Annotated in this window: 21 protein-coding genes; 11 read left to right on the top strand and 10 right to left on the bottom strand. The window is 52.7% G+C overall.

Annotated elements, in window-relative coordinates; genetic code table 11:
• Positions 1 to 81 precede the first annotated feature (81 nt).
• The 6 genes from GJJ30_RS19430 to GJJ30_RS19405 form a co-directional block, all read right to left on the bottom strand.
• Complete coding sequence (locus GJJ30_RS19430; protein WP_154176842.1) at positions 82 to 411, bottom strand: DMT family transporter; 330 nt, start codon at positions 409 to 411, stop codon at positions 82 to 84.
• Positions 412 to 671: 260 nt separating this feature from the next.
• Positions 672 to 3,485, bottom strand: a complete 2,814-nt coding sequence (locus GJJ30_RS19425) for a T9SS type A sorting domain-containing protein (RefSeq protein WP_154176841.1) — start codon at positions 3,483 to 3,485, stop codon at positions 672 to 674.
• 131 nt (positions 3,486 to 3,616) lie between these two features.
• Positions 3,617 to 5,077: a M20 family peptidase gene (locus tag GJJ30_RS19420; RefSeq protein ID WP_154176840.1), complete on the bottom strand. Its 1,461-nt coding sequence runs from the start codon at positions 5,075 to 5,077 to the stop codon at positions 3,617 to 3,619.
• 5 nt (positions 5,078 to 5,082) lie between these two features.
• Entirely contained in the window at positions 5,083 to 6,423 is a 1,341-nt protein-coding gene (locus GJJ30_RS19415; protein WP_154176839.1) for a DUF58 domain-containing protein, read from the bottom strand.
• Positions 6,420 to 7,394, bottom strand: a complete 975-nt coding sequence (locus GJJ30_RS19410; protein WP_154176838.1) for an AAA family ATPase — start codon at positions 7,392 to 7,394, stop codon at positions 6,420 to 6,422. The genes GJJ30_RS19415 and GJJ30_RS19410 overlap by 4 nt, the downstream gene beginning before the upstream one ends.
• 15 nt (positions 7,395 to 7,409) lie before the next feature.
• Positions 7,410 to 8,594 carry a DUF4350 domain-containing protein gene (locus GJJ30_RS19405; protein WP_154176837.1) on the bottom strand — a complete coding sequence of 395 codons (1,185 nt, stop codon included), beginning with the start codon at positions 8,592 to 8,594 and terminating at the stop codon, positions 7,410 to 7,412.
• Between the two features lie 170 nt (positions 8,595 to 8,764).
• Here GJJ30_RS19405 and GJJ30_RS19400 point away from each other — a divergent pair, with 170 nt between their 5' ends.
• From GJJ30_RS19400 to GJJ30_RS19375, 6 genes are all read left to right on the top strand, one after another.
• Positions 8,765 to 9,301 carry a DUF2911 domain-containing protein gene (locus GJJ30_RS19400; RefSeq protein WP_154176836.1) on the top strand — a complete coding sequence of 179 codons (537 nt, stop codon included), beginning with the start codon at positions 8,765 to 8,767 and terminating at the stop codon, positions 9,299 to 9,301.
• Positions 9,302 to 9,347: 46 nt separating this feature from the next.
• Complete coding sequence (locus GJJ30_RS19395; RefSeq protein WP_154176835.1) at positions 9,348 to 11,303, top strand: M1 family metallopeptidase; 1,956 nt, start codon at positions 9,348 to 9,350, stop codon at positions 11,301 to 11,303.
• Between the two features lie 29 nt (positions 11,304 to 11,332).
• A complete protein-coding gene (locus tag GJJ30_RS19390; RefSeq protein ID WP_205880586.1) occupies positions 11,333 to 12,226 on the top strand; it encodes a hypothetical protein in 894 nt (297 codons plus the stop codon).
• A gap of 102 nt (positions 12,227 to 12,328) precedes the next feature.
• Positions 12,329 to 13,594 (top strand): MFS transporter, encoded by a 1,266-nt coding sequence (locus tag GJJ30_RS19385; RefSeq protein WP_154176833.1) that lies wholly within the window; start codon positions 12,329 to 12,331, stop codon positions 13,592 to 13,594.
• Between the two features lie 147 nt (positions 13,595 to 13,741).
• Positions 13,742 to 14,977, top strand: coding sequence for an MFS transporter (locus GJJ30_RS19380; protein ID WP_154176832.1), 1,236 nt, complete (start codon positions 13,742 to 13,744; stop codon positions 14,975 to 14,977).
• Between the two features lie 172 nt (positions 14,978 to 15,149).
• Entirely contained in the window at positions 15,150 to 15,575 is a 426-nt protein-coding gene (locus GJJ30_RS19375) for a T9SS type A sorting domain-containing protein (protein ID WP_154176831.1), read from the top strand.
• A 70-nt stretch (positions 15,576 to 15,645) separates the two neighbouring features.
• On the opposite strand, the gene GJJ30_RS19370 is transcribed toward GJJ30_RS19375, so the two are convergent.
• Both GJJ30_RS19370 and GJJ30_RS19365 read right to left on the bottom strand, forming a co-directional pair.
• Positions 15,646 to 16,425 carry a FecR family protein gene (locus GJJ30_RS19370; protein WP_154176830.1) on the bottom strand — a complete coding sequence of 260 codons (780 nt, stop codon included), beginning with the start codon at positions 16,423 to 16,425 and terminating at the stop codon, positions 15,646 to 15,648.
• 48 nt (positions 16,426 to 16,473) lie between these two features.
• Positions 16,474 to 17,016 carry an RNA polymerase sigma-70 factor gene (locus GJJ30_RS19365; protein WP_154176829.1) on the bottom strand — a complete coding sequence of 181 codons (543 nt, stop codon included), beginning with the start codon at positions 17,014 to 17,016 and terminating at the stop codon, positions 16,474 to 16,476.
• A 436-nt stretch (positions 17,017 to 17,452) separates the two neighbouring features.
• On the opposite strand from GJJ30_RS19365, the gene GJJ30_RS19360 reads away from it, so the two are divergent.
• Both GJJ30_RS19360 and GJJ30_RS19355 read left to right on the top strand, forming a co-directional pair.
• Positions 17,453 to 17,749: an SCP2 sterol-binding domain-containing protein gene (locus GJJ30_RS19360; protein ID WP_154176828.1), complete on the top strand. Its 297-nt coding sequence runs from the start codon at positions 17,453 to 17,455 to the stop codon at positions 17,747 to 17,749.
• 50 nt (positions 17,750 to 17,799) lie between these two features.
• Positions 17,800 to 19,242, top strand: a complete 1,443-nt coding sequence (locus GJJ30_RS19355; protein ID WP_154176827.1) for a Gfo/Idh/MocA family protein — start codon at positions 17,800 to 17,802, stop codon at positions 19,240 to 19,242.
• A gap of 100 nt (positions 19,243 to 19,342) precedes the next feature.
• On the opposite strand, the gene GJJ30_RS19350 is transcribed toward GJJ30_RS19355, so the two are convergent.
• Positions 19,343 to 19,729, bottom strand: a complete 387-nt coding sequence (locus GJJ30_RS19350; protein ID WP_154176826.1) for a RidA family protein — start codon at positions 19,727 to 19,729, stop codon at positions 19,343 to 19,345.
• An 88-nt stretch (positions 19,730 to 19,817) separates the two neighbouring features.
• Positions 19,818 to 20,531 (bottom strand): pyridoxine 5'-phosphate synthase, encoded by a 714-nt coding sequence (locus tag GJJ30_RS19345; protein ID WP_154176825.1) that lies wholly within the window; start codon positions 20,529 to 20,531, stop codon positions 19,818 to 19,820.
• Positions 20,532 to 20,660: 129 nt separating this feature from the next.
• On the opposite strand from GJJ30_RS19345, the gene GJJ30_RS19340 reads away from it, so the two are divergent.
• The 3 genes from GJJ30_RS19340 (at position 20,661) to rlmN (ending at position 22,900) form a co-directional block, all read left to right on the top strand.
• Positions 20,661 to 21,116 carry a GatB/YqeY domain-containing protein gene (locus GJJ30_RS19340; RefSeq protein WP_154176824.1) on the top strand — a complete coding sequence of 152 codons (456 nt, stop codon included), beginning with the start codon at positions 20,661 to 20,663 and terminating at the stop codon, positions 21,114 to 21,116.
• A 147-nt stretch (positions 21,117 to 21,263) separates the two neighbouring features.
• The gene (locus GJJ30_RS19335) at positions 21,264 to 21,848 is read left to right on the top strand and encodes a CvpA family protein (protein WP_154176823.1); all 585 of its coding nucleotides are present in this window, start codon (positions 21,264 to 21,266) and stop codon (positions 21,846 to 21,848) included.
• Entirely contained in the window at positions 21,845 to 22,900 is a 1,056-nt protein-coding gene (rlmN, locus tag GJJ30_RS19330; protein WP_154176822.1) for a dual-specificity RNA methyltransferase RlmN, read from the top strand. The genes GJJ30_RS19335 and rlmN overlap by 4 nt, the downstream gene beginning before the upstream one ends.
• Positions 22,901 to 22,985: the final 85 nt, after the last annotated feature.

Genomic DNA, 22,985 nt, shown 5'->3' with positions numbered 1-22,985 from the left:
AATAGTGGTTAAATCCAATTGCCGCACTTATCGGGTTCGTTTCAGCCTGTGGTACGGCGTTTGGTACGCCAGAACTACCGCTTAGTGGACACTCGACTTGGAAAGCAGGTTCATCACCAGCACCCCGGCGATGATCAGCGCCATGCCGATGAGCGCCGGAACGTCGGGAATCTGTTTGAACAGAAAAATGCCCGCCAGCGCGGTTAACACAATGCCCACCCCCGACCAGATGGCGTACGCTACGCCAATGGGCATGGTGCGCAGCGCCAGACTCAGAAAGTAGAAAGAGGTTAAATAACCCACCACCGTAATGACGCTGGGCAGCCATTTGCTGAATTGCTGGGAAGCGTTCAGGGCGGAGGTGGCAATGACTTCCGCAACAATCGCGATGGCGATAAACAGGTATTTCATGTTTTGGTGAAGCAGTTCTAAATTCGATGTGTAGCCTGTTAAGTCATCTAAAGTACATACACCTATTTTCTGGTCGCATAGCGACCGAATGTTTGTAGAAAATAAACCAAACCAGTTCCACTGCCTTTGGTCGCGTAGCGATCGAACAACGCGCCTTTTGTTCGATCGCTACGCGACCAAAAGGATATGCTCTGGGATTTATGCTATCAACATTGAGTCGCTACGCGACCAGAAAAGAGGTGTATATAATTTAAGGTACCTCATTCTACCAGCAACTTGACGGTTTTCGTTTGCCCGTCGGTGGAAAGCTGCAGCAGGTACAGACCGGGGGCGGTTTTCAGTCGAACGGGCACCGGTCCCGCCGGTTTGGTCGAGTAGGAGCGGCTGTAAACCTTCCGGCCCAGATTGTCCACCACGTCCAGATTGCCGGAGCGGAAGGAGTCTGGCCACTCGACCCAGAAGGTGCCGTTGGAAGGATTGGGAAAGACCTTCAATTCACCCAAAGCGGGTTCCACGGCGGTGATGATCATCGGGTCCGAATCGCTGAAGCAGCCCTGTTCCGTCACGCGGACGCGGTAGGTTCCGGCCCCCGGATTGCGCAGCAACTGCCGCGTCGAATCCGGCAGCGGATTGCCGTTCAGGTACCACTGATTGTTGACCGCGCTACTGGAACGGAATCCGGCGCTTTCCAGCGTAATGGTCGGCTTCGGCGGTTTGGGCTTGAACGTCAGCGCAATATACGCCGACGTAGGCCCTTCCAGATTTCCCCGGCTGGGGGTGACGGCCACTTCGGCATTTTGTTTATAAACCCGCGTGTTGCTGGTCGTAACCACCGTCGCACCGCCCTTTGTCAGCCAGGCATACGAACTGAAATTTTCGGGCGCTTTCACCACAATGCTGTCGCCCGAACAGGCCGGATTGGTTCCGGTGATCGTCAAAACCGGCTGGTCGATCCGGATCGTAACCGGTTTTGAGGTCGCCGAACATTCGTTCTGAAACACTTTTACCGTATAACTGGCACCCAGCAAAGTCGCTTTTACCGTGTCCTGCGTGGTTTCCTGCCAGCGGGCACCGTTGATAAACCAGTTGAAACCGCCGGTGAACGCCCCCGCCGGGGTGACGCGCAGCCGAAACCGGTCCGGCAAGGTTTCCACCGTCAAAACCGGAAGAACCGGCCCCGGCTTGTCGGTTACCGTAACGCCCTGATCGCTCGTAATTTCCTGCCCGCATTGTCTGGCTTTGGCGGTATACAAACCGCCCTGCCCAACCTTGAGCGTGGTCTTGTTAGCCTGACTGATTTCCGTTCCGTTCCGAAACCAGCGGATGTCGGTGAAACCCCCGGAAACGCTGAGCGTCGTGGTATCGCCGGGGCAGAGCGACAGCGATCCGACCGACGAAATGACCAGCGGTTCCGGCACGCAGGCCGTCGTGAGCGACAGGAGCGGGTCGCCTAAATAATACTGAACCAGATTGGTGCTAGCGCCATACCGATAGGAATCGCTGCTGTAGCTGCCATTGGCGAAGAAATGAAAAGGTTGCGTTTCCTGAAATTTCGCCAGCAGGGGCGACTCGTTGTTGTAGGAAAAAAGCCCGATCGGTGTCGAATAGGCGCTGATAAACAGCGTGTTGCCTTTGTTGAGGTAAACGCCCGCCAGATAATCCCGGGCGTTGACGTCACCGACCGAACAGGAAGCGAAGTCAAAAAGCAGGGTTTTGAGCTGGGGAAGATTGGTAATTTCATCGGGCGTAATTCCGAAATAATGCAGACCGGGCGATCCGTGCCCCGTATAATACGCGATTTCGTAGGAATTGGAACCCAGTTTGCGCAGGTAATCCGCCTGCCAGATCGGGTCCGGGCCGTGGTAATTTCCGCCGAATTTCTGGGGCACATTGATGGTGTCGTTGTTTTTCCAGCGGCCAATCAACTGCTCAATTTTTTTGGGATACGTGCCGTCGTTTAGCTGCGTATCGGCCAGCAACACCCGTTTGTCAAAGGTAATCTGACCGGTTTTGTACCGGTGCAATTTTTCAAAATATCGCAAAATGTAGTCTTTTTCTTCCTCCGTCCGGGTCGGAACAAGGGAGCCGTATGAAACATCAATACCGGAAGACTGGTAAATTCCGCTGCTCAGATCGTTCGGTAGGGAATTGGCTTCGTAAAGCTGGCAGTCGTACCGGCGATTGACGAAGGTATTCTGGCCCGCATCGAAAGGGAAATCCTGCAAATTGATTTTGGCATAAACACTGACACAGAAAGATTGGGTCTGCCTACCCGGAAGGACCTGATTGGTTTTGGGGTCCATAACGTCGGATCGAACGTACACATTGGCATTTCTCCCAATAAAAAACAGGTAATGAAGGGGCGCGTCGGCAGCGTTATACCGGGCCTTGATGGCCTCGTAGAGTTTCCCTTTCTCCGCAGGTTCGGCCGACAGGTAATACGATTCGAAAACCAGATTCGGGTCGGCGCGGTTTGCATCGGCTTTGTAAACCGCCAATGCCTGCTCCATCTGCGGATCATTTTCGTACTGTTTATCCAGCACCAGCAGCACCTTTTTCGGATTTTTAGGCGTAATTCCGGTTTTGTACTGCGCCTGAGCGGCCTGCTCTCCACCGCAGCCATTCCAAAAAATCAGGGTGAAATAATAGGTTGTATTGTCTTGTAATCCGCCAATCGGAATTTCCATTCGCCGGGAAATCCGATCGACCATTTTGTTGGCAATGTAAATTTCATTACTCGGGGCGCGAAGGTCGGTTGATGTTTTGTAAGATAACGTAAACCACAGGCCGTTGTCCAGCTTGATGCTTTGATCCATCGTGATCGTCAGTCGAACCAAATCGGCCGGGCGTTTGGGGTCCGCAGTAAATGACATAACGGCATACTGCGCTTTGCGGGCGGCCGTAGACGCGGTTCTGGCGGTTTTCTGAATGTGGTAAAAACCGTTCGTGTCAAGCCGGGTCGAATACGATTGTCCAAGTAGAAAAGTGCTGGAATTCAGTAGGATAGCAATACAAAGAAGAGCGCTCTTTGCTGCGTAAGACATCCTGCGCCGGTTCGATGGTAGCGTTGCCATAGAGACAGGATTCCGGGTTTTAGTGAAGGGTTGGATTCGTCGATAAAGGTACGAATAACCCTCTATTTCTATTCAGGCTTCCCTAAATAGATGGACCGTATACTAAGAAACCGCCAACCGAATCCTGTCCGTCAATGCTGGCTGTTTTTGATCAGTGTGGCATAAAACCGGATCATGTTCTGGTAGTCTTTCTGGCTGATGCGTTCGTTGGTGCCGTGAATCCGCTGCGTGTCTTCGTCGTTCATGGGCGTGGGCGAAAACCGGTAAATCTGCGGGCAAACGCGGGCGTAAAACCGCGAATCGGTACCGCCCAGCGTTAAATAGGGCGTGACAATGGTTTCCGGAAAAACGCCTTTGATGGTTTGGTGAATCCGCTCGAACCCGAGAGCCGCCGGATCGGACATGGGCGAGGGCTGGCTAATGAATTTTTTCAGAACGTTAACCTGAATGCGCTCATCGTCAATGACTTCCCTGACGTGTTCAACGACCGACTCAACGGTTTCGCCCGGCAAAATCCGGAAGTTGATCGTGGCCGTGGCTTCGATCGGCAACACATTGTCTTTCACGCCAGCCTGAAAAATCGTGGGCGCGGTCGTCGTCCGCAGCGTGGCGTTCCCGGAATTCGACTGCGCCATAATCCGGCGGATAATCGGCGCAAACAACCATTGATTCGCAAACACGATCCGCTGGCCGAACGGCATTTCGGGACCGATAAACGTAAACATCTGATCCAGCCCGGCATCCAGCCGTGCCGGAAACGGATGTTTCTCCAGTTTGCTCACGGCGTCGGCTACCAGCCCGATGCTGGTTTGTTTCGGCGGCATCGACGAATGCCCGCCCTTGCTGACGGTTGTCAACTCGATGCTGGCGTACCCTTTTTCGCCAATGCCAATGAGCGCGACCGGTTTGGTCAGGCCCGGAATCCCGTCGGTTTTAATGATGCCGCCTTCGTCGAGCACGTATTCAAGAGCGATTTTTCGCCGTTCGAGGGCGGCTGCGATGGTCTGCGCCCCCCGAAAACCGGTCACTTCTTCGTCCTGCCCATAAGCCAGCATAATCGTTCGTTCGGGCTGGAAACCGGTTCCGAGCAGCCATTCAACGGCTTCGAGTTGGGCCAGTACGCTGCTCTTATCGTCGAGCGTGCCCCGGCCATATAGAAAACCGCCTTCGGATAAACCGCCAAACGGCGGCCGTTTCCACATTTTCTGCGTGCCCTGAATGACGGGAACGACGTCGTAATGGCCTGTCAATAAAACCGGTTTCAGCGCCGGATTGCGGCCTTTCCATTCGTACAAAAGCCCGTACTGGTTAAACGTCTCGCGTTTGAGCTGGCGATGAATCCGGGGAAACGATTGCTCCAGCAGCTTCAGAAACTGCTCGAACTGCGTCGTGTCCGTCAGCGAATAATCGGAATAAGAAACCGTCCGCAGTTGCAGGGCTTTGACCAGCCGGTGAACGGCCGAATCGCCGACCGAAACAGCCGCCGGTGGGGCAACATCGGTCAGTTGTTTCGACGAAAACCGGAGCATGTTCACCAACAGAACCGCAACCAGTATCACCAGGCCAATCAGTAACCAGCGGAGTCGTTTCATGGGCTTTAAATCATTCCCCGGGCTTTCAATTCGAGGTATTTGTTCACGGTGTCGGCCGTCAGATTCTGCGGAGCGGTCAGGATCGTCTGAATGCCGTATTGTTTTAATTCCTTGACAATCTGTTTCTTCTCGTAATAAAACTTCTCGGCAATGGTTTTCTGGTAGATTTCTTCCGTTGTGGTTGCCGGATTGTTCAGTAAACTTTTTAACTCCGTATTTTCAAAGAAAACCACAATCAGCAAATGCTCTTTGGCCAGCCGACGCAAGTAGGAAAGCTGGCGATGGAGGCCGTTGACCGTTTCGAAGTTCGTGAAAAGTAGCAGCAAACTCCGCTGGCGAATCTGCTTGCGAACGTTCGTGTACAAGGCTTCATAATCCGACTCCAAAAACCGGGTTTTCTGGCGGTATAACACTTCCAGAATTTTCTGGATATGCCCCGGCCGACGCTCGGCGGCCACCATTTGCCCGATCTGGTCGGAGAACGTCAGAATACCGGCCCGGTCCTGTTTCAGCAGCGCAATGTTACTCAGCACCAGCGACGCATTGACGGCGTAATCGAGCAAACTCAGGCCTTCAAACGGCGATTTCATGACGCGACCTTTGTCGATAATGCAGTAAATGGCCTGCGAGCGTTCGTCGCGGAACGCGTTCACCATCAGGTCACTACGCCGGGCAGTGGCTTTCCAGTTGATCGTCCGGACGTCGTCGCCCCGGTTGTAGGCCCGCACCTGCTCAAACTCCATGCTGTGCCCGATACGGCGGACTTTTTTGATACCAAGTTCGGTCAGCCGGTTGGAAATGGCCAGCAATTCGTACTGCCGCATCTGCAAAAACGACGGAAAAACCGCCACCATCTTGTTCTGCGAAAACTGATACCGCCGTTTCAGCAATCCCAACGACGTCATCGCGTAAACGTTGACTGCTCCGAAACTGTATTCCCCGCGCTTGGTGGGCCGCAGTTCGTAGCGCAGCGTTTTGGTTTCGTTGGGCTTCAGCGTGGCCGAAAACAGCACGTCGCGTTTCTGAAACTGGAACGGTATTTCATCGATCACCTCTACCTGCGTCTGGAATGGGTAGCGGTTTTCCAGGTAAATCGTCACCGGATTTTCGTCGCCGTTCGACAGGCGGTCGGGCACTTCGCGCCGGGCAAAAAAAGCCGCCCGTTCGGACCGGTTTCGGAACAGAAAAACTGCATCCAGCACGCACAGCGCCACAAAAACCGCCAGCGTCAGTTTCACAATCGGGAATAAAACCGGGAACACGTACGCCAGCACGAACAGCAAAACGAACGCGATCAGCAGCAGCCAGACGCGGGTGGAGACGTAGAGCGCGCGGACGGTTTTCATCGCGGCACTTCGATCTTCTGCACCACCTGACCGATGACTTCATCGGCCGTGCCGCCTTCCATTTCACGTTCGGGCGTGAGCAACACGCGGTGGCGTAAAACCGGTGCGGCCAGTTCCTGCACGTCTTCGGGCGTCACAAAATCGCGGCCCCGGAGCGTGGCAAGGGCTTTGGAACTGTTCAGGAGTGCCACCGACGCCCGGGGCGATGCGCCCAGAAACAGCGATTTGTTGGTGCGCGTGTTCTGTACCAACTGGGCGATGTATTCAAGCAGTTTTTCTTCGATGTGCACGCGGTGAACCTGCGCCCGCAGTGCCTGCAATTGTTCCGCCGTCAGCGTGGGTTGAATGGCCTCGATGGCGTCTGACAAATTCCGGCGTTCGTGGTGTCCTTTCAGGATGTTGATTTCCTCGATCATGTTGGGATAACCCACCACCACCTTGAACAAAAACCGGTCGAGCTGGGCTTCGGGCAGCCGGTACGTTCCTTCCTGCTCGACGGGATTTTGCGTTGCCAGCACCAGAAACGGGTCCGCCAGCAGGTACGTAATGCCGTCGTTGGTGGCCTGCCGCTCTTCCATCACCTCGAACAAAGCTGCCTGCGTTTTGGCCGGAGCGCGGTTGATTTCGTCGATGAGCACGATGTTGGAGAAAATCGGTCCCCGGCGGTATTCAAATTCGGTGGTTTTCGGATTAAAAATGGACGTTCCCAACACGTCGGACGGCATGAGGTCGGGCGTAAACTGAATCCGGCTGAAATCGACCGAGATGGTTTTGGCCAGCAGTTTGGCAATCAGCGTTTTGGCCACACCCGGCACGCCCTCGATCAGCACGTGGCCATCGGCCAGCAAGGCCGTCAGGAGCAGATCGATGGTTTGCTGCTGTCCGACAATGACCTTCCCGATTTCGGCCCGGATGGCATCAACGGTAGCTTTTAATTCGGTTAAATCCAGGCGGTTTTCGTAGGGGGACATGGTGTGCAATCGGGATTACGCTTTCGCAGTGGTATAAAAATTTTCAATCAGCTCATTCAGGCGCAGCAGGTCGTATTCGGCCATGACCTGTTGCTGCGAAAAAGCAATTTGGCGAAATAAATCGTGAATATCCTGCTCCGGGACGCCACTTTTTCGGGCCAGCGCCTGCTTGAATTCTTCGTCGGGAACCGCCGTGTTCAGCCCAAACTGCTCGCGGACGTACGCCAGAAAATACTGAATTTTCTTCTGGGCCAGGTTCCCGTGATCGGCCCGCTGAAAATACAGCCGACCGACGTTCTGCACAAACGCCAGCGACGTGTTTTTGAGCGGCTCGATCACCGGAATAATCCGCTGCGTTCGCTTGCCCGCAAAAATCAGGTACAGCAACAGACCCGCAACGCTGAGGTAATAGGCCCAGGCCAGGGGCGGCTGCGTCAGGACGTAACGCAGGAGCGACTGCTCATCTTCGTCGAAACGGCCCTGTTTCTGGTATTCGTCCCAGTAGGTTGGCTGCGGAGGCAGATACGACAGGGCTTTGTAAGCATAATCCGTTGTCGATGAGTCGAGAACGTAAAAATTCGTGAAGGCCAGCGGCAGATTATGGATGTAAAAATCGCCTTTTCCGTAGTGAATTTTCAGGAAAATCGGTTCATTCCGGGCGTTTCGGCCCAAAACCGTGGTGGCATTGGCCTTCTTCGTGATCAGGAAATTTCGCCCGTCATCGTGCCGGAAATGGTAATCGGCCGGGGCTTTCAGCGCCGGATTGGTGAAGTTGACGCCCAAAGCCGTGTCGCGCAAGGAGGGCGCTTTCAGATCGGCGCGGAAACCCAACAGCGCGGTCAGGGTATCCGGAAATTCGTAGGCTGAAACAAAAACCGTATTGCCGCGCTGAACGTACGCCAGGAGTTTCTGGCGATCAGCGGTCGTGAGATTCAGGGTGTGGCAAACAAAAATGTAATTGCTGCGGGTGGGCAAGGTGCTATCCGACAGGTGGTTATAAACCGGTAGCCGCAGACTCTTCACCGGTTTTTGGTTCATGACATCCGGCAACAGATCGAACACTACCTTCGTCCCGAACGGAATCTTGTCCTTATTGATGTAGGTCGGATTCCAGTTGATAGGTTTGGGGCGGTAATATTCAAACAGCCCGTAGGCCACGACGGTTGTAAGCAGGAAAAGCAGGTATTTATTCGGTTTCAAACGGTATTGGTTTATTTTTTGCCGGATGATCCACCGGGTTGCGCTGGCATCCGTACGGTTTGCTATCGTTCAAGGACTCGCTGCCGGAGTTGCAAGTTATAATAAGTTGGAAACCCGCAACCAAACAAATTTTTATATCTTTCCCGCTTTCCTTACAAAACGTCCGTTTTATGAAAAAAGTCCTGTGGATCATCGGCATTCTCGCAGTTGTACTGCTCATCGGTTTTTTCGGATTTCGTACCTACACTAAATCAGCCAGCCCGGAGGCTACTGCTCAAATCGACCAGAACGGGGTTCAGGTGAAAGTTGAATATTGTCAGCCGTATAAAAAAGGCCGCAAGATTTTTGGTGATTTGGTGCCTTACGGCGAAGTCTGGCGGACCGGCGCGAACGAAGCCACGGTCATTTCCTTCGATCAGAACGTCACCGTGGCCGGACAACCGCTGGACGAAGGCAAGTATTCGCTCTGGACGATTCCGTCGCCGGGTAATTGGATCGTCATTTTCAATAAGGAAACCGGTCAGTGGGGCACCAATTACGACCAGACGAAGGATGTGTTGCGGGTTCCGGTCATCGCCCGCAAACGCAATGCCGTTGCCGAGCAGTTCTACATCAGCTTTGCCCCGCAATCGGGCGGCAGCGACATGGTTCTGGCCTGGGACCAAACCGAAGCCGTGGTGCCCATTCGGCTGCGGGAAAATGAGTAGGGGTTTGCAGAGGGTGTGGGGCATGGGGCAAGGGGCAGAGGGTAAAATGGTGACCCCACACCCTCTGCCCCCTGCCCTTTGCCCTCTGCTCCTGATTCTTTTCGTCCGGATTGCGTCGGCGCAGTCGGTGCCGTTCAGTCCGCGAATTGCGAATTATCAGATTGAGGTTCAGTTGAATACGGAAACGAAGCGGCTGGAGGGGAAGGAGACGCTGGTTTGGAAAAATTCCTCGAACGACGTCATTCGGGAGTTACAGTTTCATTTGTACCTGAACGCCTTTCGAAACGATCAGTCGACATTCATGCGCGAGTCGGGCGGGCAGTTGCGGGGCGACTTTATCGATCGGGATAATCCGGAATCGTACGGGCAGATTGATATTCTGTCGCTGAAAACCCGCGCCGGACCATCGGGCGCAGCGGAGAATCTGACGGGCAAATACCGGTTTTTTCAGCCCGACGATGCCAATTCCGACGACCGAACCGTCATTCGCGTACCGCTCAGCCAGCCCCTGGCACCCGGTCAGAGCATTACGCTCGACATTACCTTTCAAGCCAAACTTCCCCAGATTTTTGCCCGTACGGGCTACAGCCGCGACTTTTTTCTGGTGGCGCAATGGTTTCCCAAAATTGGGGTCTACGAACCGGCCGGAACCCGGTATGCCACCAGCGGTCAATGGAATTGCCATCAGTTTCACGCCCATTCGGAGTTTTACGCGGATTATGGGGTTTATGATGTGGCCATCACGACGCCCAAAAATTTCCGCATCGGGGCAACCGGTTTGCTGAAAAGTGAGCGACAGAATCCGAACGGTACCAAAACACTCCGCTGGCACGCCGAAGATGTGGTTGATTTTGCCTGTACGGCGTCCCCGGATTTCGAGATTTTCGACGATCGCTGGCGACACGTTGCCATCCGCGCACTGATGCAGCCCGAACACGCGAGTCAGGCCAAACGACACATCGAAGCCGCCAAAACCGCTTTGGCTTACTTTGACAAACACCTGGGCCGGTATCCGTTTACAACGCTGACCATCGTCGATCCGCCCGTTTGGGCGATGGGCGCAGCGGGCATGGAATACCCGACGTTCATCACCGCCGGAACGAGCTGGGGAATGCCCCCGACCCTTCGGTTGCCGGAGCAGGTAACGATTCACGAGTTTGGCCATCAGTACTTTATGCAGTTGCTGGCGACCAATGAGTTTGAAGAAGCCTGGATGGATGAGGGGTTCAACCAGTATTACGAAGGCCGGATCATGGACGAAACCTACGGCCCGAAATCGTCGATCGTGGAACTGCTTGGCTACCGGGTCGGCAACCTCGAATTGTCCCGTAATTTCTATGTTCACCTCGATTTTCCGGCGATTGCGCCCTCTTTCAACAACGTCTGGCAATTACCTGATGACTACTACGGCGAACTGGTTTATTTCAAACCGGCCACCTGGATGCGGACGCTCGACGGCTTGGTGGGTCGGTCGGTGATGGACGAAATCATGCGGACGTATTTTGAACGCTGGAAATTCAAACATCCCAACGCCAAAAATTTCATTGCCATTGTCAATGAGGTGGTTACCAAACGACACGGCAACCGGTTTGGCTCGAACATGAACTGGTTTTTCGATCAGGTTTTGTACGGTAGCCAGGTTTGTGATTATGAACTACATTCGGTTACCAGCGTCCGGCAGGGGAGTGGCTATCAGTCGGCGGTGACGGTTTACCGCAAGGGCGACGCCCAACTGCCGGTCGAGGTGCTGGTGCATTTCGGGGATGGAAACGAACAGCTTCTGCACTGGGATGGCAAGGCTCGCTCCCACACCTTTACCGTCACGCAGCAGACCCGCGCCGAATGGGCCCGGATTGATCCGCAACAAAAAATATACATCGATATCAACCTGAACAACAACAGCTTTGCGGTTCACCCGCCCCGCAGTCCGGCGGCTAAGTATGCGGCTAAGCTGATGTTCTGGGTGCAAAACTGGATGCAATGGCTGACGTGGCTGGTTTGATATTGGAAAGATGAACGATGGATGTTTGAATGATTATGCTGATTTTTAGCACCTTTCGCCTGGTTATTCGGTCTTGGCGGATGGTTTGGTGGCTTTATTGGATGAATGCCGGGCTGGGTTTGCTGGTGTTGTTACCCGCTTATGCGACGCTCCGGGGCGAAGCGGGTTCTTCGCTGGAATACCTGAAATTACTGAATCATTTCGACTACACGGTTTACACCGATTTCAGACACACCAGCGGCCCGGCGATCGATTCGCTGCTGGCGGTTGGGCGCTGGCTGGGCGGTTTCTACCTGGTTGTCAGCGTGTTTTTTTCGGGCGGTATTCTGCTGGAGGTTTCTCCCTCCGGACCCATCCGGCAACCGTTTCAACTGAGCCGGTTTTTTCCCGCCTGTGTTCACTTCTTCGGCCGGTTTTTCCGGTTGTTTCTGTGCGTGTTGAGCGCGATTCTGGTCATTGCCTTTATCGGGCTGTTCATTGGTGCGTTAGCCGGTTATAGTTTGAGCGAAATATCGAACGAAGAATCGGTCATTTATCTCCTGCTGGGCTGCCTTCTGGTCTTTGGTTTTTTGGTTTTGCTGCTGCTTTGCGCGGGCGATTACGCCAAAGTGCTGCTGTTTCGCCGGGACGAAAAACGGGCGTTTTTGGCGTTCACGCAGGCCATGCGGTTCGTGTTCGCCCATTTCCGACTTATTTTCGGATTATATCTGCTGTTACTGAGTATAGGAGCGGTTTGTTTTGCTATCTACTTCCTGATTGAATCGTTGATCGTAACGAGCGGTTGGGCGGGCATTGCGGTCTTGTTTGTTTTTCAGCAATTGCTCATTTTTTCAAGGGTGTTTCTGAAAGTCTGGACACTGACCACCGCCCTGACGGTTTTTATTCGTCACGAAACGCAATCAACTTCTTATCAACCGATTTAAATGCCCTTGTCCTGACTACCTTTGCGGATTAACTTGGTCAAATGTGGCTAAATCGGTAACTTGCCATGTAATATTTTTTCCTAACATCCTTTTACCAAACGAATGCAGTCAACTATTCCTCCCCCGCCGAAACTTTCGTATAAATCTTTATTTGGCTTGCCCGTCATTGTGGCCGCTTTGGGCTACTTTGTCGACATCTACGATCTGCTCCTGTTTGGTATTGTTCGCGTTCCCAGCCTGAAAGATCTGGGGCTGAACGACGAGCAAATTTCCAACGTTGGCGCCACTATTCTGAACTGGCAAATGGGCGGTTTGCTCATTGGCGGTATTTTGTGGGGCGTTTTGGGCGACAAACGCGGGCGACTTTCGGTGCTCTTCGGTTCCATCATCACCTATTCCATTGCCAACATTGCCTGCGGTTTTATTGATCGCGTCACCTTCATGAATCCGGTCGATTATTACGCAGCCATGCGGTTTGTTGCCGGTGTCGGGCTGGCGGGCGAACTGGGCGCGGGCATCACACTCGTTTCCGAAGTATTGCCGAAACAACTGCGGGCCATCGGCACTTCGCTCGTGGCCGGAATCGGCCTGTTTGGGGCGGTTGTGGCCTATTTCACCGTCGAATTATTCAACTGGCAGAACGCTTTTCTGATCGGCGGAGCGATGGGAATTGGCCTGTTGCTGCTCCGGATTGGGGTCATCGAATCCGGAATGTTTACGGAAGTGTCAGAGCAGAAACACGTTCAGAAAGGAAATTTCTTCGCCTTTTTTACCAATTGGGAGCGGTTTTCGCGCTACATGAAATGCATCGGAATCGGTCTGCCTACCTGGTTCGTCATCGGCATTCTGGCGACGTTCAGCAACGAGTTCGGAAAAGCATTCGGCATTGCCGAACCCGTCAAACCGGGTCTGACCATCATGTGGTGTTACATCGGCCTTGCCATCGGTGACTTAGCGAGTGGTTTGATCAGTCAAGGCTTGGAATCTCGTAAAAAAGCCGTCGCTCTGTTGATGGGTTTTACGCTGCTTGTCAGCCTGATCTACGTCTATGTGACGCCAAAAACCGTCACGAGTCTATACATGTATTTTCTGGCAATGGGCTTTGGCATTGGTTACTGGGCCATGTTTGTTACCATCGGTGCCGAACAGTTTGGAACGAACCTGCGGGCCACTGCCGCCACGACTGTGCCCAACATGGTGCGCGGAACGGTTATTCTGATGACGAGCCTCTACGCTTATTTCAAACCTTCGCTGGCGGTTATCAATGCCGGAGTTGCCGTCGGGCTACTCTGCTTCGCCATTGGCTTTTACTCCATTCTGACCATTCCCGAAACGCACGGCAAAGACCTGAATTACCTGGAGGAGTGAGGAGGTAGGGAATTTTAAATGATAAATGTAAAATGCTGAATGTAAGAGGGTTTCAGAAGCGCCTAGCTACTTTTACATTCAATATTCTACATTTATCATTCTTTACTAGAATTTACCTGCCATTTCAAGAACGCCATTTCTTCTCGTATGACTTCTGCTTCTCCTTCCGTATCGTATCGTCCGCTGTTCACCTTGCCGGTTATTGTGGCCGCTTTGGGCTATTTCGTGGATGTCTACGATTTGCTGTTGTTCAACATCGTACGCGTTCCCAGCCTGAAGGATCTGGGTCTGGACGAAAAACAGGTGTCGGTGGTTGGTGGTACGGTTTTGAACTGGCAACAGGCTGGTCTGCTCATTGGCGGTATTTTGTGGGGCATTCTGGGCGATAAACGCGGGCGGCTTTCGGTATTATTCGGCTCTATTATTACGTATTCCGTAGCTAACATTGCCTGCGGTTTTGTGCAGGACGCTAACATCTATGCGGTTTTGCGTTTCGTGGCTGGCCTGGGGCTGGCGGGCGAGCTGGGCGCGGGCATCACGCTCGTTTCCGAAATTTTGCCGAAAGAACTCCGTGGTTACGGAACCTCGCTGATTGCCGGTGTGGGCCTGTTTGGGGCCGTTGTCGCTTATTTTACGGTAGTGCTGTTTGACTGGCGGACTACCTATTTCATCGGTGGCGGTTTGGGATTGCTGCTACTGCTGTTGCGTGTATCGGTTTTTGAATCGGGTATGTTTCTGAAAATCAAGGAACAAACCGTGCAGCGCGGCAACTTCTGGTCGCTGTTTTCCAACAGAAAACGTTTTTTGACCTATCTCCGCTGCATGGGCCTGGCCGTTCCGACGTATTTTGTCATTGGCATTCTGGCCACGTTCAGCAACGAATTTGGCAAGGCGCTGGGCATTGCCGAACCCATTGCGCCGGGCCGGGTGGTGATGTTTACGTATATTGGTATGGCGGTCGGCGATCTGGTCAGCGGCCCGCTCAGCCAGTGGTTTCATTCCCGGCGGCAGGCCATCGGGGCGCTGATGGCGATGAATCTGGTCTTTGTAGCGGTTTATTTGTTTGCCGGTATTTCCTCAATCCCGGTTTTCTACGCGGTTTGCGTCGGCCTCGGTTTTTCCATTGGCTATATTGCCCTGTTCCTGACGGTTTCGGCTGAACATTTCGGCACCAACCTGCGGGCCACCGCCACCACGTCCATCGCCAACAACGTTCGGGCCACAACCCTGTTAACCATTCCGCTTTTCCAGGCGCTCAAGGTATCTTTCGGCGTCATCCAGGCGGCAGCCCTTGTCGGCGCTATTTGCTTTGTCATCAGTTTCTGGTCGTTACTCACATTGGACGAGACGTACGGGAAGGACCTCAATTACACGGAACCCTGAACTATGATTACAGTGATGGTTATGATAATCATAGGCTATCATAACCATCACTGTAATCATAGTCCCGTTTATCCTTTTTTTCTGCCTTTTCTCCCAATTCGCCGTTTCGGCGGTGGGGCTCTTACCTCTTTCTGGTGAATCTGAACAGTAAACAACAAACCTGTTAAACACCATGAAAACGATTGCCCGCACCGCAAGTGCCCTGCTTCTGGGTGCCCTTCTCTTGATTGGAACGACTTCTTTTGCACAATCGGCGCCTGAAAACAAACCCTTCCAGGTCGCTACCTATCCATCGGCAAATCCCCTGAAAGTATGGGTGAACATCCAGAACAACGATCCAAAAAGCAAAATCGTCGTTCGGCTGCGCGATAAAGACAACCACATCGTCTATGCGGGAAGCATGCCCCGGCACCTGGATAAATACCGTCAGCGGTTCGATATGAGCGAAATGACCGATGGCTCGTATACCTTTCAGATCACGAACGGGAAAGAAACCGTCGAAAAATCATTCCAGTTAAAAACGGCGGGTATTCAACAACGGACAACGCAGCGGCTGCTGACCGTGGTTCCGGTTGCCGAACCGCCAACGGGAATGTAAAAAATAAAGGAATGAGAGCAGGGAGGAGTGAATAAGGGGTTACCAGCGAAACCGTAACCTATTCATTCCTTCACTCATTTCTTGCCCAGGAGGTGTAGGCCTGCGGGTTAACCTGTCGCCGGATGAGTTGGGTCGATTTTTCGGTGTATTCCGCCATTCCGCCCGGTTGCAGCGCGTATTTTTTCATTTCGCCCAGCATCCCCGCGTAATAGATGATGAAGTTGGCCTGTCCTTGTTCGACAACGACCCGAATCTTTTTATTTTGATTTTTGACGTAAATCCGGGCTTTCTGGGCTTCTGTGACCACGTGGTCGGCGGTATGAATGGACAACCGAAAACCGATGGGTTGTTCGGCAACCAACACGACGGCTTCGCCTTCCAGCCAGATGCGACGATTTGGCCCCGACCAGTCGGAGGAAACGATTAATTTTGAATTTTTATTCAGGATAACCGCCGAACGGTCGGTCAATTCCACCCGCATATACTGGTCGGCTCCGGATTGGTAAATGACATTGGCGGGTAGTTGGGCTTCGCGCAGAAACCGGATGCTGAGCCCAAAAATGATGATGCAACCGATCCAGACGGCAATTCGGGCGATCTGCCGCCATACCGTACGGTACAGCGGAGGTTCGGGCTCGGCGGGTAAATCTTTGGATTGCCGGGTGATTCCTAACCACATTTGCTGCCAATCGGGCGACTCGACCCCGGAAACCGATGGATTACTCCACTGCTTCCGCATCAGTCCGCGCAGCCGTGATTCATTGTCCGGATTCTGCAACCAGCCAATCACCCACTGTTCTTCTTCGGGGCTGCACTCGTTCCGGACGTATTTAACCAGCAATTCCTCCATTCTAATTGAGTGATTGAGTGATTGGACGGAAACCGCTCATTCGCTCAATTAATACGTATGTCGTTGAAAATAAGTGCCTAAGGTATCGTAGGATTGGGCCAGGTGCTCTTCGATGGTTCGGGTTGACAGGTTCATGCGATCCGCAATCTGCTGGGAAGTATAGCCCTCGTGGCGGCTGAGCAGGTAGATTTCGCGACGGCGCGGGGGAAGTTGGGCAACCGCCTGTTGATACAGCAGTTCCAGTTCCTGATACAGCACCTGTTCCTCGGTGTCGGTGCCCGATTGCGTGGTTAAGCGTTGCAGAATTTCCTGCGGCTGACACTGGCTGTGCCGCTCGCGAAAAGCCGACAGCACCAATCCATAGGTCATCGTAAATAAATAGCCATTCAGGGGAATATCTTCGTCAAGCGTGCTCCGGCGCTCCCAAAGAGTGGTAAACACATCGCGTACGATTTGCTGGGCGGCTTCCGGCGATTTAAGAAAGCTTACTGTAAAATAATAAATCCGTTGAACATACCGGTCGTAAACCCGGCGAAAAGCAGTCGGGTCGGCGTTCCGTAGTTGTCGGAGAAGTGTTTGTTCAGCCTGCATTCTTTACACGTTTTTTGACAGTAACCGGATCGTTATGCGTTAGTTATCAGACACAGTGAGGACCTGACTCAGTCGGCAAATTTCGAATACTCCGGTTCTGGATCTGCTCCTGCGTATTTGTAAGAACCTCCCGGCAAACTAAACTGGTAACGACAGTCGGTGAAGACGTTGGGCGCTTATCTTCTATGCTGATGGAATAGAATGAGAAGGTAAATATACACAGAATTGTCAGAAATGCAGGAATTTGGTTTACCGTTAAGTAAACCAAAGCGGTGGAAGACCGTTCCATCAGTACAGAAAAATTCAGATTAGTTCAGGCGCTAATTAACGGGTTTGAACTTACTAATTTTTTCGGGATTCTGTATACTTTTAACGAAAAAACCGCCTAGTTTTAGCGGTAATTGTCCTATTTTGGGTCTACAACAAACCACAGAGTATGAATTTACAGGATTTCACGGAACAGATTCGCCGACGGATCGGCACCGACAGCGGGTTTGACGCAACCGTTAAACTGGCTACGGATCAGGGCAGTATTTATATCGATGGCCGACAAACCCCGGCCGTTGTTTCCAACGAGGATGCGGAAGCTGATTGTACCATTAAAGTCTCCCTGAGCGATTTACAGAAATTAGGAACCGGCGAACTGAACCCGATGACGGCTTTTATGTTTGGTAAACTGAAAGTCCAGGGAGATATGGCGCTTGCCATGAAAATCGGGCAGAAACTGAGCTAGTTTTCGGGTCGTTCCCAATCTTTCCTAACCCTTAAATTCCTGAATGCATCATGAAATTCACCGCTCTTTCCCGTCGGAAATTCTTGCAGGGCAGCGCCCTGGCGGCCGCCGGTTTTACGATTGTGCCGCGTCATGTGCTGGGCGGCCCCGGTTTTTTTGCACCCAGCGATAAACTGAATATGGCCGCCGTGGGCTGCGGTGGAAAGGCGGATGTGAATATTCGGCTGGCTTATAACAAAGGGTCGGACAATTTTGTCGCGCTGTGCGATGTTGATGACCGGCAGGCGAAGAAGTTTCGCGCCCAGTTTCCCAACGCGCCGTATTTCAAGGATTACCGCCAGCTATTTGATAAGGAAGCGAAGAACTTCGATGCGGTTATTGTTTCGACGCCCGATCACATGCACGCACCCATTGCCATGGCGGCCATGCAACTCGGCAAGCACGTTTACTGCGAAAAACCGCTGACGCACGACATTTACGAAGCCCGGATGCTGACCGAAGCTGCCCGAAAATACAAGGTTGTTACCCAGATGGGCAATCAGGGAAGCAGCGGTGACGATACCCGGAAAATCGAAACCTGGATTCAGAAAGGCGTTATTGGACACGTTCACACAGTTAATTGCTGGACAAACCGCCCGGTTTGGCCGCAGGGCGTTCGCTCGCCGAAAGACAAAGGCGAATCGCAGCCGGTACCGTCGGAAGTGGATTGGGATTTGTGGCTCGGAACCGCTCCGCTTCGCAACTACCACGAAGCCTATATGCCGACCCGCTGGCGGGGCTATTGGGACTTCGGAACCGGCGCGCTGGGCGACATGGGCTGCCACTTCATGGATGTGCCATTCCGGGCATTGAAACTGAAATACCCCACTTCGGTCGAGTGCAGCGTGGGATCGGTTTACGCCGACTTTTTCAAGGAAGCTTTCTACGACGACGTTTGCCCGCCTTCGTCGGCGATTCACCTGACGTTTCCGTCGGACGACAGGAGGGTGAAAGAAATTAAGTTTTCGTGGTACGACGGCGGTATTCGTCCGGAGCTTCCCGAAGGACTTCCTTACGAAAAGGTGTTTTCAAACATCGACGGCGGAATGATGTTTATCGGCAGCAAAGGCATTCTGGTGGCCGAACTGTTTGGCAATAATCCGCGTCTGTTTCCGGAAGAAAAATTTGGGGATAAGAAGTTGCCTGATGCGGAAAAACCGTTCGTCGAAGGCAAAACCGAGGGGCATCAGCAGCAATGGGTCAAGGCCTGCAAACAGGGCTACGGCGCTTACACCAGTTCGTCGTTTGAAGAATCGGGGCCGCTGACCGAAACCGTTCTAATGGGCAATCTGGCAACGCGCAGCTATCTGGCGCGGGAAGCGAAAACCGGGGGCGGTTTTAATTTCCCCGGTCGTAAAAAGCTGTTCTGGGACGGCGCAACTATGAAAATCACCAACTTCGATTACGCCAACCAGTTCGTGAAACGGCAGTATCGCGGGAATTATTCGTTGTAACACCCTGACAGCGCCGGGCCGTCGATACGGTTGAAAACCCTGTCAGCGGTGAAATTGGAATAGATGACACTACCACCGCTGACAGGGTTTTCAACCGCTGTCAGGGTGATTTCCGCACCGCAATCGCTTCGATTTCGATCAAAAAGCCGTAGTGCAGCTTATTGGTAGGCACTACGGCGCGGGCGGGTTTGTGATCACCGAAAAAAACGGCGTAAATGGCGTTGACCTGATCCCAGAGCGCGATGTCGGCAATGTAAACCGTCGTTTTCAGTACGTGGGAGAGGTCACTGCCCGCGGCTTCCAGAATCGCTTTGACGTTTTCCAGCACCTGCCGGGTTTGCTCGTCGATCGGCCCGGTCAGTTTTTCTTTGGTTACGGGATGAATCGGCAATTGGCCGGATACAAAAATCAGGTCGTTCCAGACCGTAGCCTGCGCATAGTGCCCGGCTGCCAGCGGAGCGTTGGGCGTTTCGATGAGTTGAATCATGAAATGGACAAGAGAGGTAAGACAAGAGAGGTGAGACAGGGAATAAGACTTCTGTCTCACTTCTCTTGTCTCACTTCTTTACTCTAGTTTATTCCAATTCTTTTAGGTACAGCTGAATGGTGTTTTCCAGGCCCAGGTACAAGGCATCGCTGATCAGCGCGTGGCCGATCGACACTTCCAGCAAACCGGGGATGTTCTGGTGAAAATACCGCAGATTTTCCAGACTTAAATCGTGACCGGCGTTAAGCCCCAGTCCCAGTTCGTTGGCCACGTTAGCAGCTTGCACAAAGGGCGCAATGGCGGCTTCCCGGTTTTCGGCGTAATGGGCGGCATACGGTTCGGTGTAGAGTTCGATCCGGTCAGTACCGGTTGCTTTCGCGCCCCGCACCATCGCTTCGTCGGCATCGACGAAAATGGAGACGCGAATACTCAGCGCCCGAAAATGATTCACCAGATTCGTCAGGTGAACCCGGTGTTTGACGGTATCCCAGCCCGCGTTCGAGGTAATGGCATCGACGGCATCGGGAACGAGCGTCACCTGCTCGGGCCGGACGCGCGTCACCAGTTCGATAAACCGCTCGTCGGGATTGCCCTCGATGTTGAACTCGGTTGTTACGACTTTTTTGAGATGCAGCACGTCGTTGTAGCGGATGTGCCGCTCGTCGGGGCGTGGATGAACCGTAATGCCCTGTGCGCCGAACCGCTCGCAGTCGAGAGCCACCTTGACAACATCCGGATTATTCCCACCCCGCGAGTTTCGCAACGTGGCAATTTTATTGATATTAACACTCAAACGAGTCATTTGCTGAGTTATGAATTAAGAGTTAAGAGTGATGAGTTGTAACAAGTCGTTTTTGTAACTTTGCCAAACTTTTATTGGTTCCGGGTTAAGCAACTCTTAACTCATCACTCTTAATTCTTAGCTAACATAATGGCGCTGAAACAACAAATCGATACCGATATCAAGGAGGCCATGAAAGCCCGGGAACAGGATCGGTTGCGGGCTTTGCGGGCGATTAAATCGCTGATTTTGCTGGAAGAAACCAAAGACGGATCGGCCGGGGGCGACATCAAGCCCGAAGACGAGCTGAAACTGCTGACCAAAGCCGTCAAACAGCGCCGGGATTCGGCGGAAATTTACCGTACGCAGGGCCGCGAAGACCTTTTGCAGGCCGAGCTGGCCGAAATTGCCATCATTGAACATTACCTGCCGAAACAACTTTCGGAAGACGAGCTGAAAACCCGCGTGCAGGCTATTATTGAAAAGGTTGGCGCCAAAGGACCCCAGGATCTGGGCAAAGTGATGGGCGTTGCGACGAAAGAACTGGCCGGACAGGCCGAAGGAAAAGCCATTTCAGCTTTGGTAAAGAATTTGCTAACTGCTTAGATGATTTGAATGGTTTTGATGGTTGAATGGCTCTGATGGCTAAAAATGGTTAAATGGTTTAAAAACCGCCTAACCATTTTTAACCATCAAACCATTTTCAACCATTTAACCATCAAACCATTTTAGCCACCAGAACCATTTAATAATTTGAAAATTCTCGACATTGTCATCCTGATTACGCTGCTGTATGGTGCTTTCAACGGCTACCGCAAGGGGTTGCTGGTGGAAATTGTCGCCATTGTGGCGTTCATCGTGGCCATGATCGTGGGATTTAAGTTTTTGGGATTTGGCATCGATTTGCTGGCGCCGTACATCAGCATGGAAGTAGCCCGGCGGCTGTTGCCGTGGCTGGGTTTTTCCATCATCTTTTTTCCGACGGTTTTTCTGATCAATCGCATCGGCATTTCGTTGCGCCAATCGCTCAGATACACGCTTTTGGGTACCTTCGACAGCCTGGCCGGGGCCGCCGTCGGAATTTTTACCTGGGTTTTCGGAATTAGTGTAATGCTCTGGTTGTTAACCTGGATGGGCGTACGGATGCCCGTGAAACACACCCAGGAAACGTACCTGTATCCGGTGATCAAACCGGTTGCGCCGAAAGTGATGGACGTAACCTCGGGCTGGATTCCCATCGGTACGAACTGGATTCGCAAACAAAAGGAAGAATTCTCGCGGAATTTCGGCGATGCCGACACGGAAGATGCCGGGGCGGAAGAAGAAAAAGAAGGATGATTACGACGAAGCAGGATATACGAAAACTCAACGAAGACCAACTCAAAACCTGGCTGACCGGCCACGGTGAACAGGGTTTTCGGTCGAAACAAATTCAGGAATGGCTCTGGAAACGCTCAGTGCGAACGTTTGACGAGATGACCAACCTGTCGCTGAAAACGCGGCAATTGCTGGCCGAACATTTTGAGGTGCGCACGCTGGCGGTTTCCAAACAACAACAAAGCGACGACGGAACGATCAAATCCTCCTTCCGGCTGTATGACGGCAATCTGGTCGAGGGCGTCTTGATTCCGGCCTTGCGGAAGGATGAGGATAACCGCATGACGGCCTGTATTTCGTCGCAGGTGGGCTGCTCGCTGACCTGCAAGTTCTGCGCAACGGGCTACATGGATCGCAAACGCAACCTGGAAGCCAGCGAAATGGTGGATCAGGTGGTGGCCATCGATCAGCAGGCCAAAGAAGCCTACGGAACCGGTTTGACCAACATCGTGTATATGGGCATGGGCGAACCGCTGCTCAACTACGCGAACATGCTGGAGTCCGTCGAGCGGATTACCTCGCCGAACGGGTTGGGCATGGCCGCCAAACGGATTACGGTTTCGACCGCCGGAATAGCTAAAATGATCAAAAAACTGGGTGACGATCAGGTAAAATTCAACCTGGCGTTGTCGTTGCATGCCGCCAACGACGACAAGCGGAACCAGATTATGCCCATCAACGAAAGCAATTCGCTGCCCGCGCTGGCCGAGGCTCTGAATTATTTCTACAAAAAAACCGGTACGCGGGTGACGTTTGAATACATCGTGTTCAACAATTTTAACGATACCTTGCAGGACGCCAAGGAATTGTGGCAGTTTACCAAAAAAGTACCCGCAAAAGTCAACATCATCGAATACAACCCGATTTCCGAAGCGGATTTTACCAATACGGATGCCGATAAGCTTGATCACTTTGCCGGTTTTCTGGAAGACCGGGGCGTCATCGTCAATATTCGTCGGAGCCGGGGCAAAGACATCGATGCAGCCTGCGGACAACTGGCCGGGAAGCAATAACGTTGCATCTGGTTTTGTGAACTAAGCAGGCTCCAAATCATTCAGAATTAAGTACAAACACAGACAATTTTACAAACCGTAGCGG

The organism is Larkinella terrae (assembly GCF_009668025.1).
GTDB classification, from domain to species: Bacteria; Bacteroidota; Bacteroidia; order Cytophagales; family Spirosomataceae; genus Larkinella; species Larkinella terrae.
Note: the sequence above shows the minus strand (reverse complement) of the source record. Positions and strands in the feature narration are given on the sequence as shown.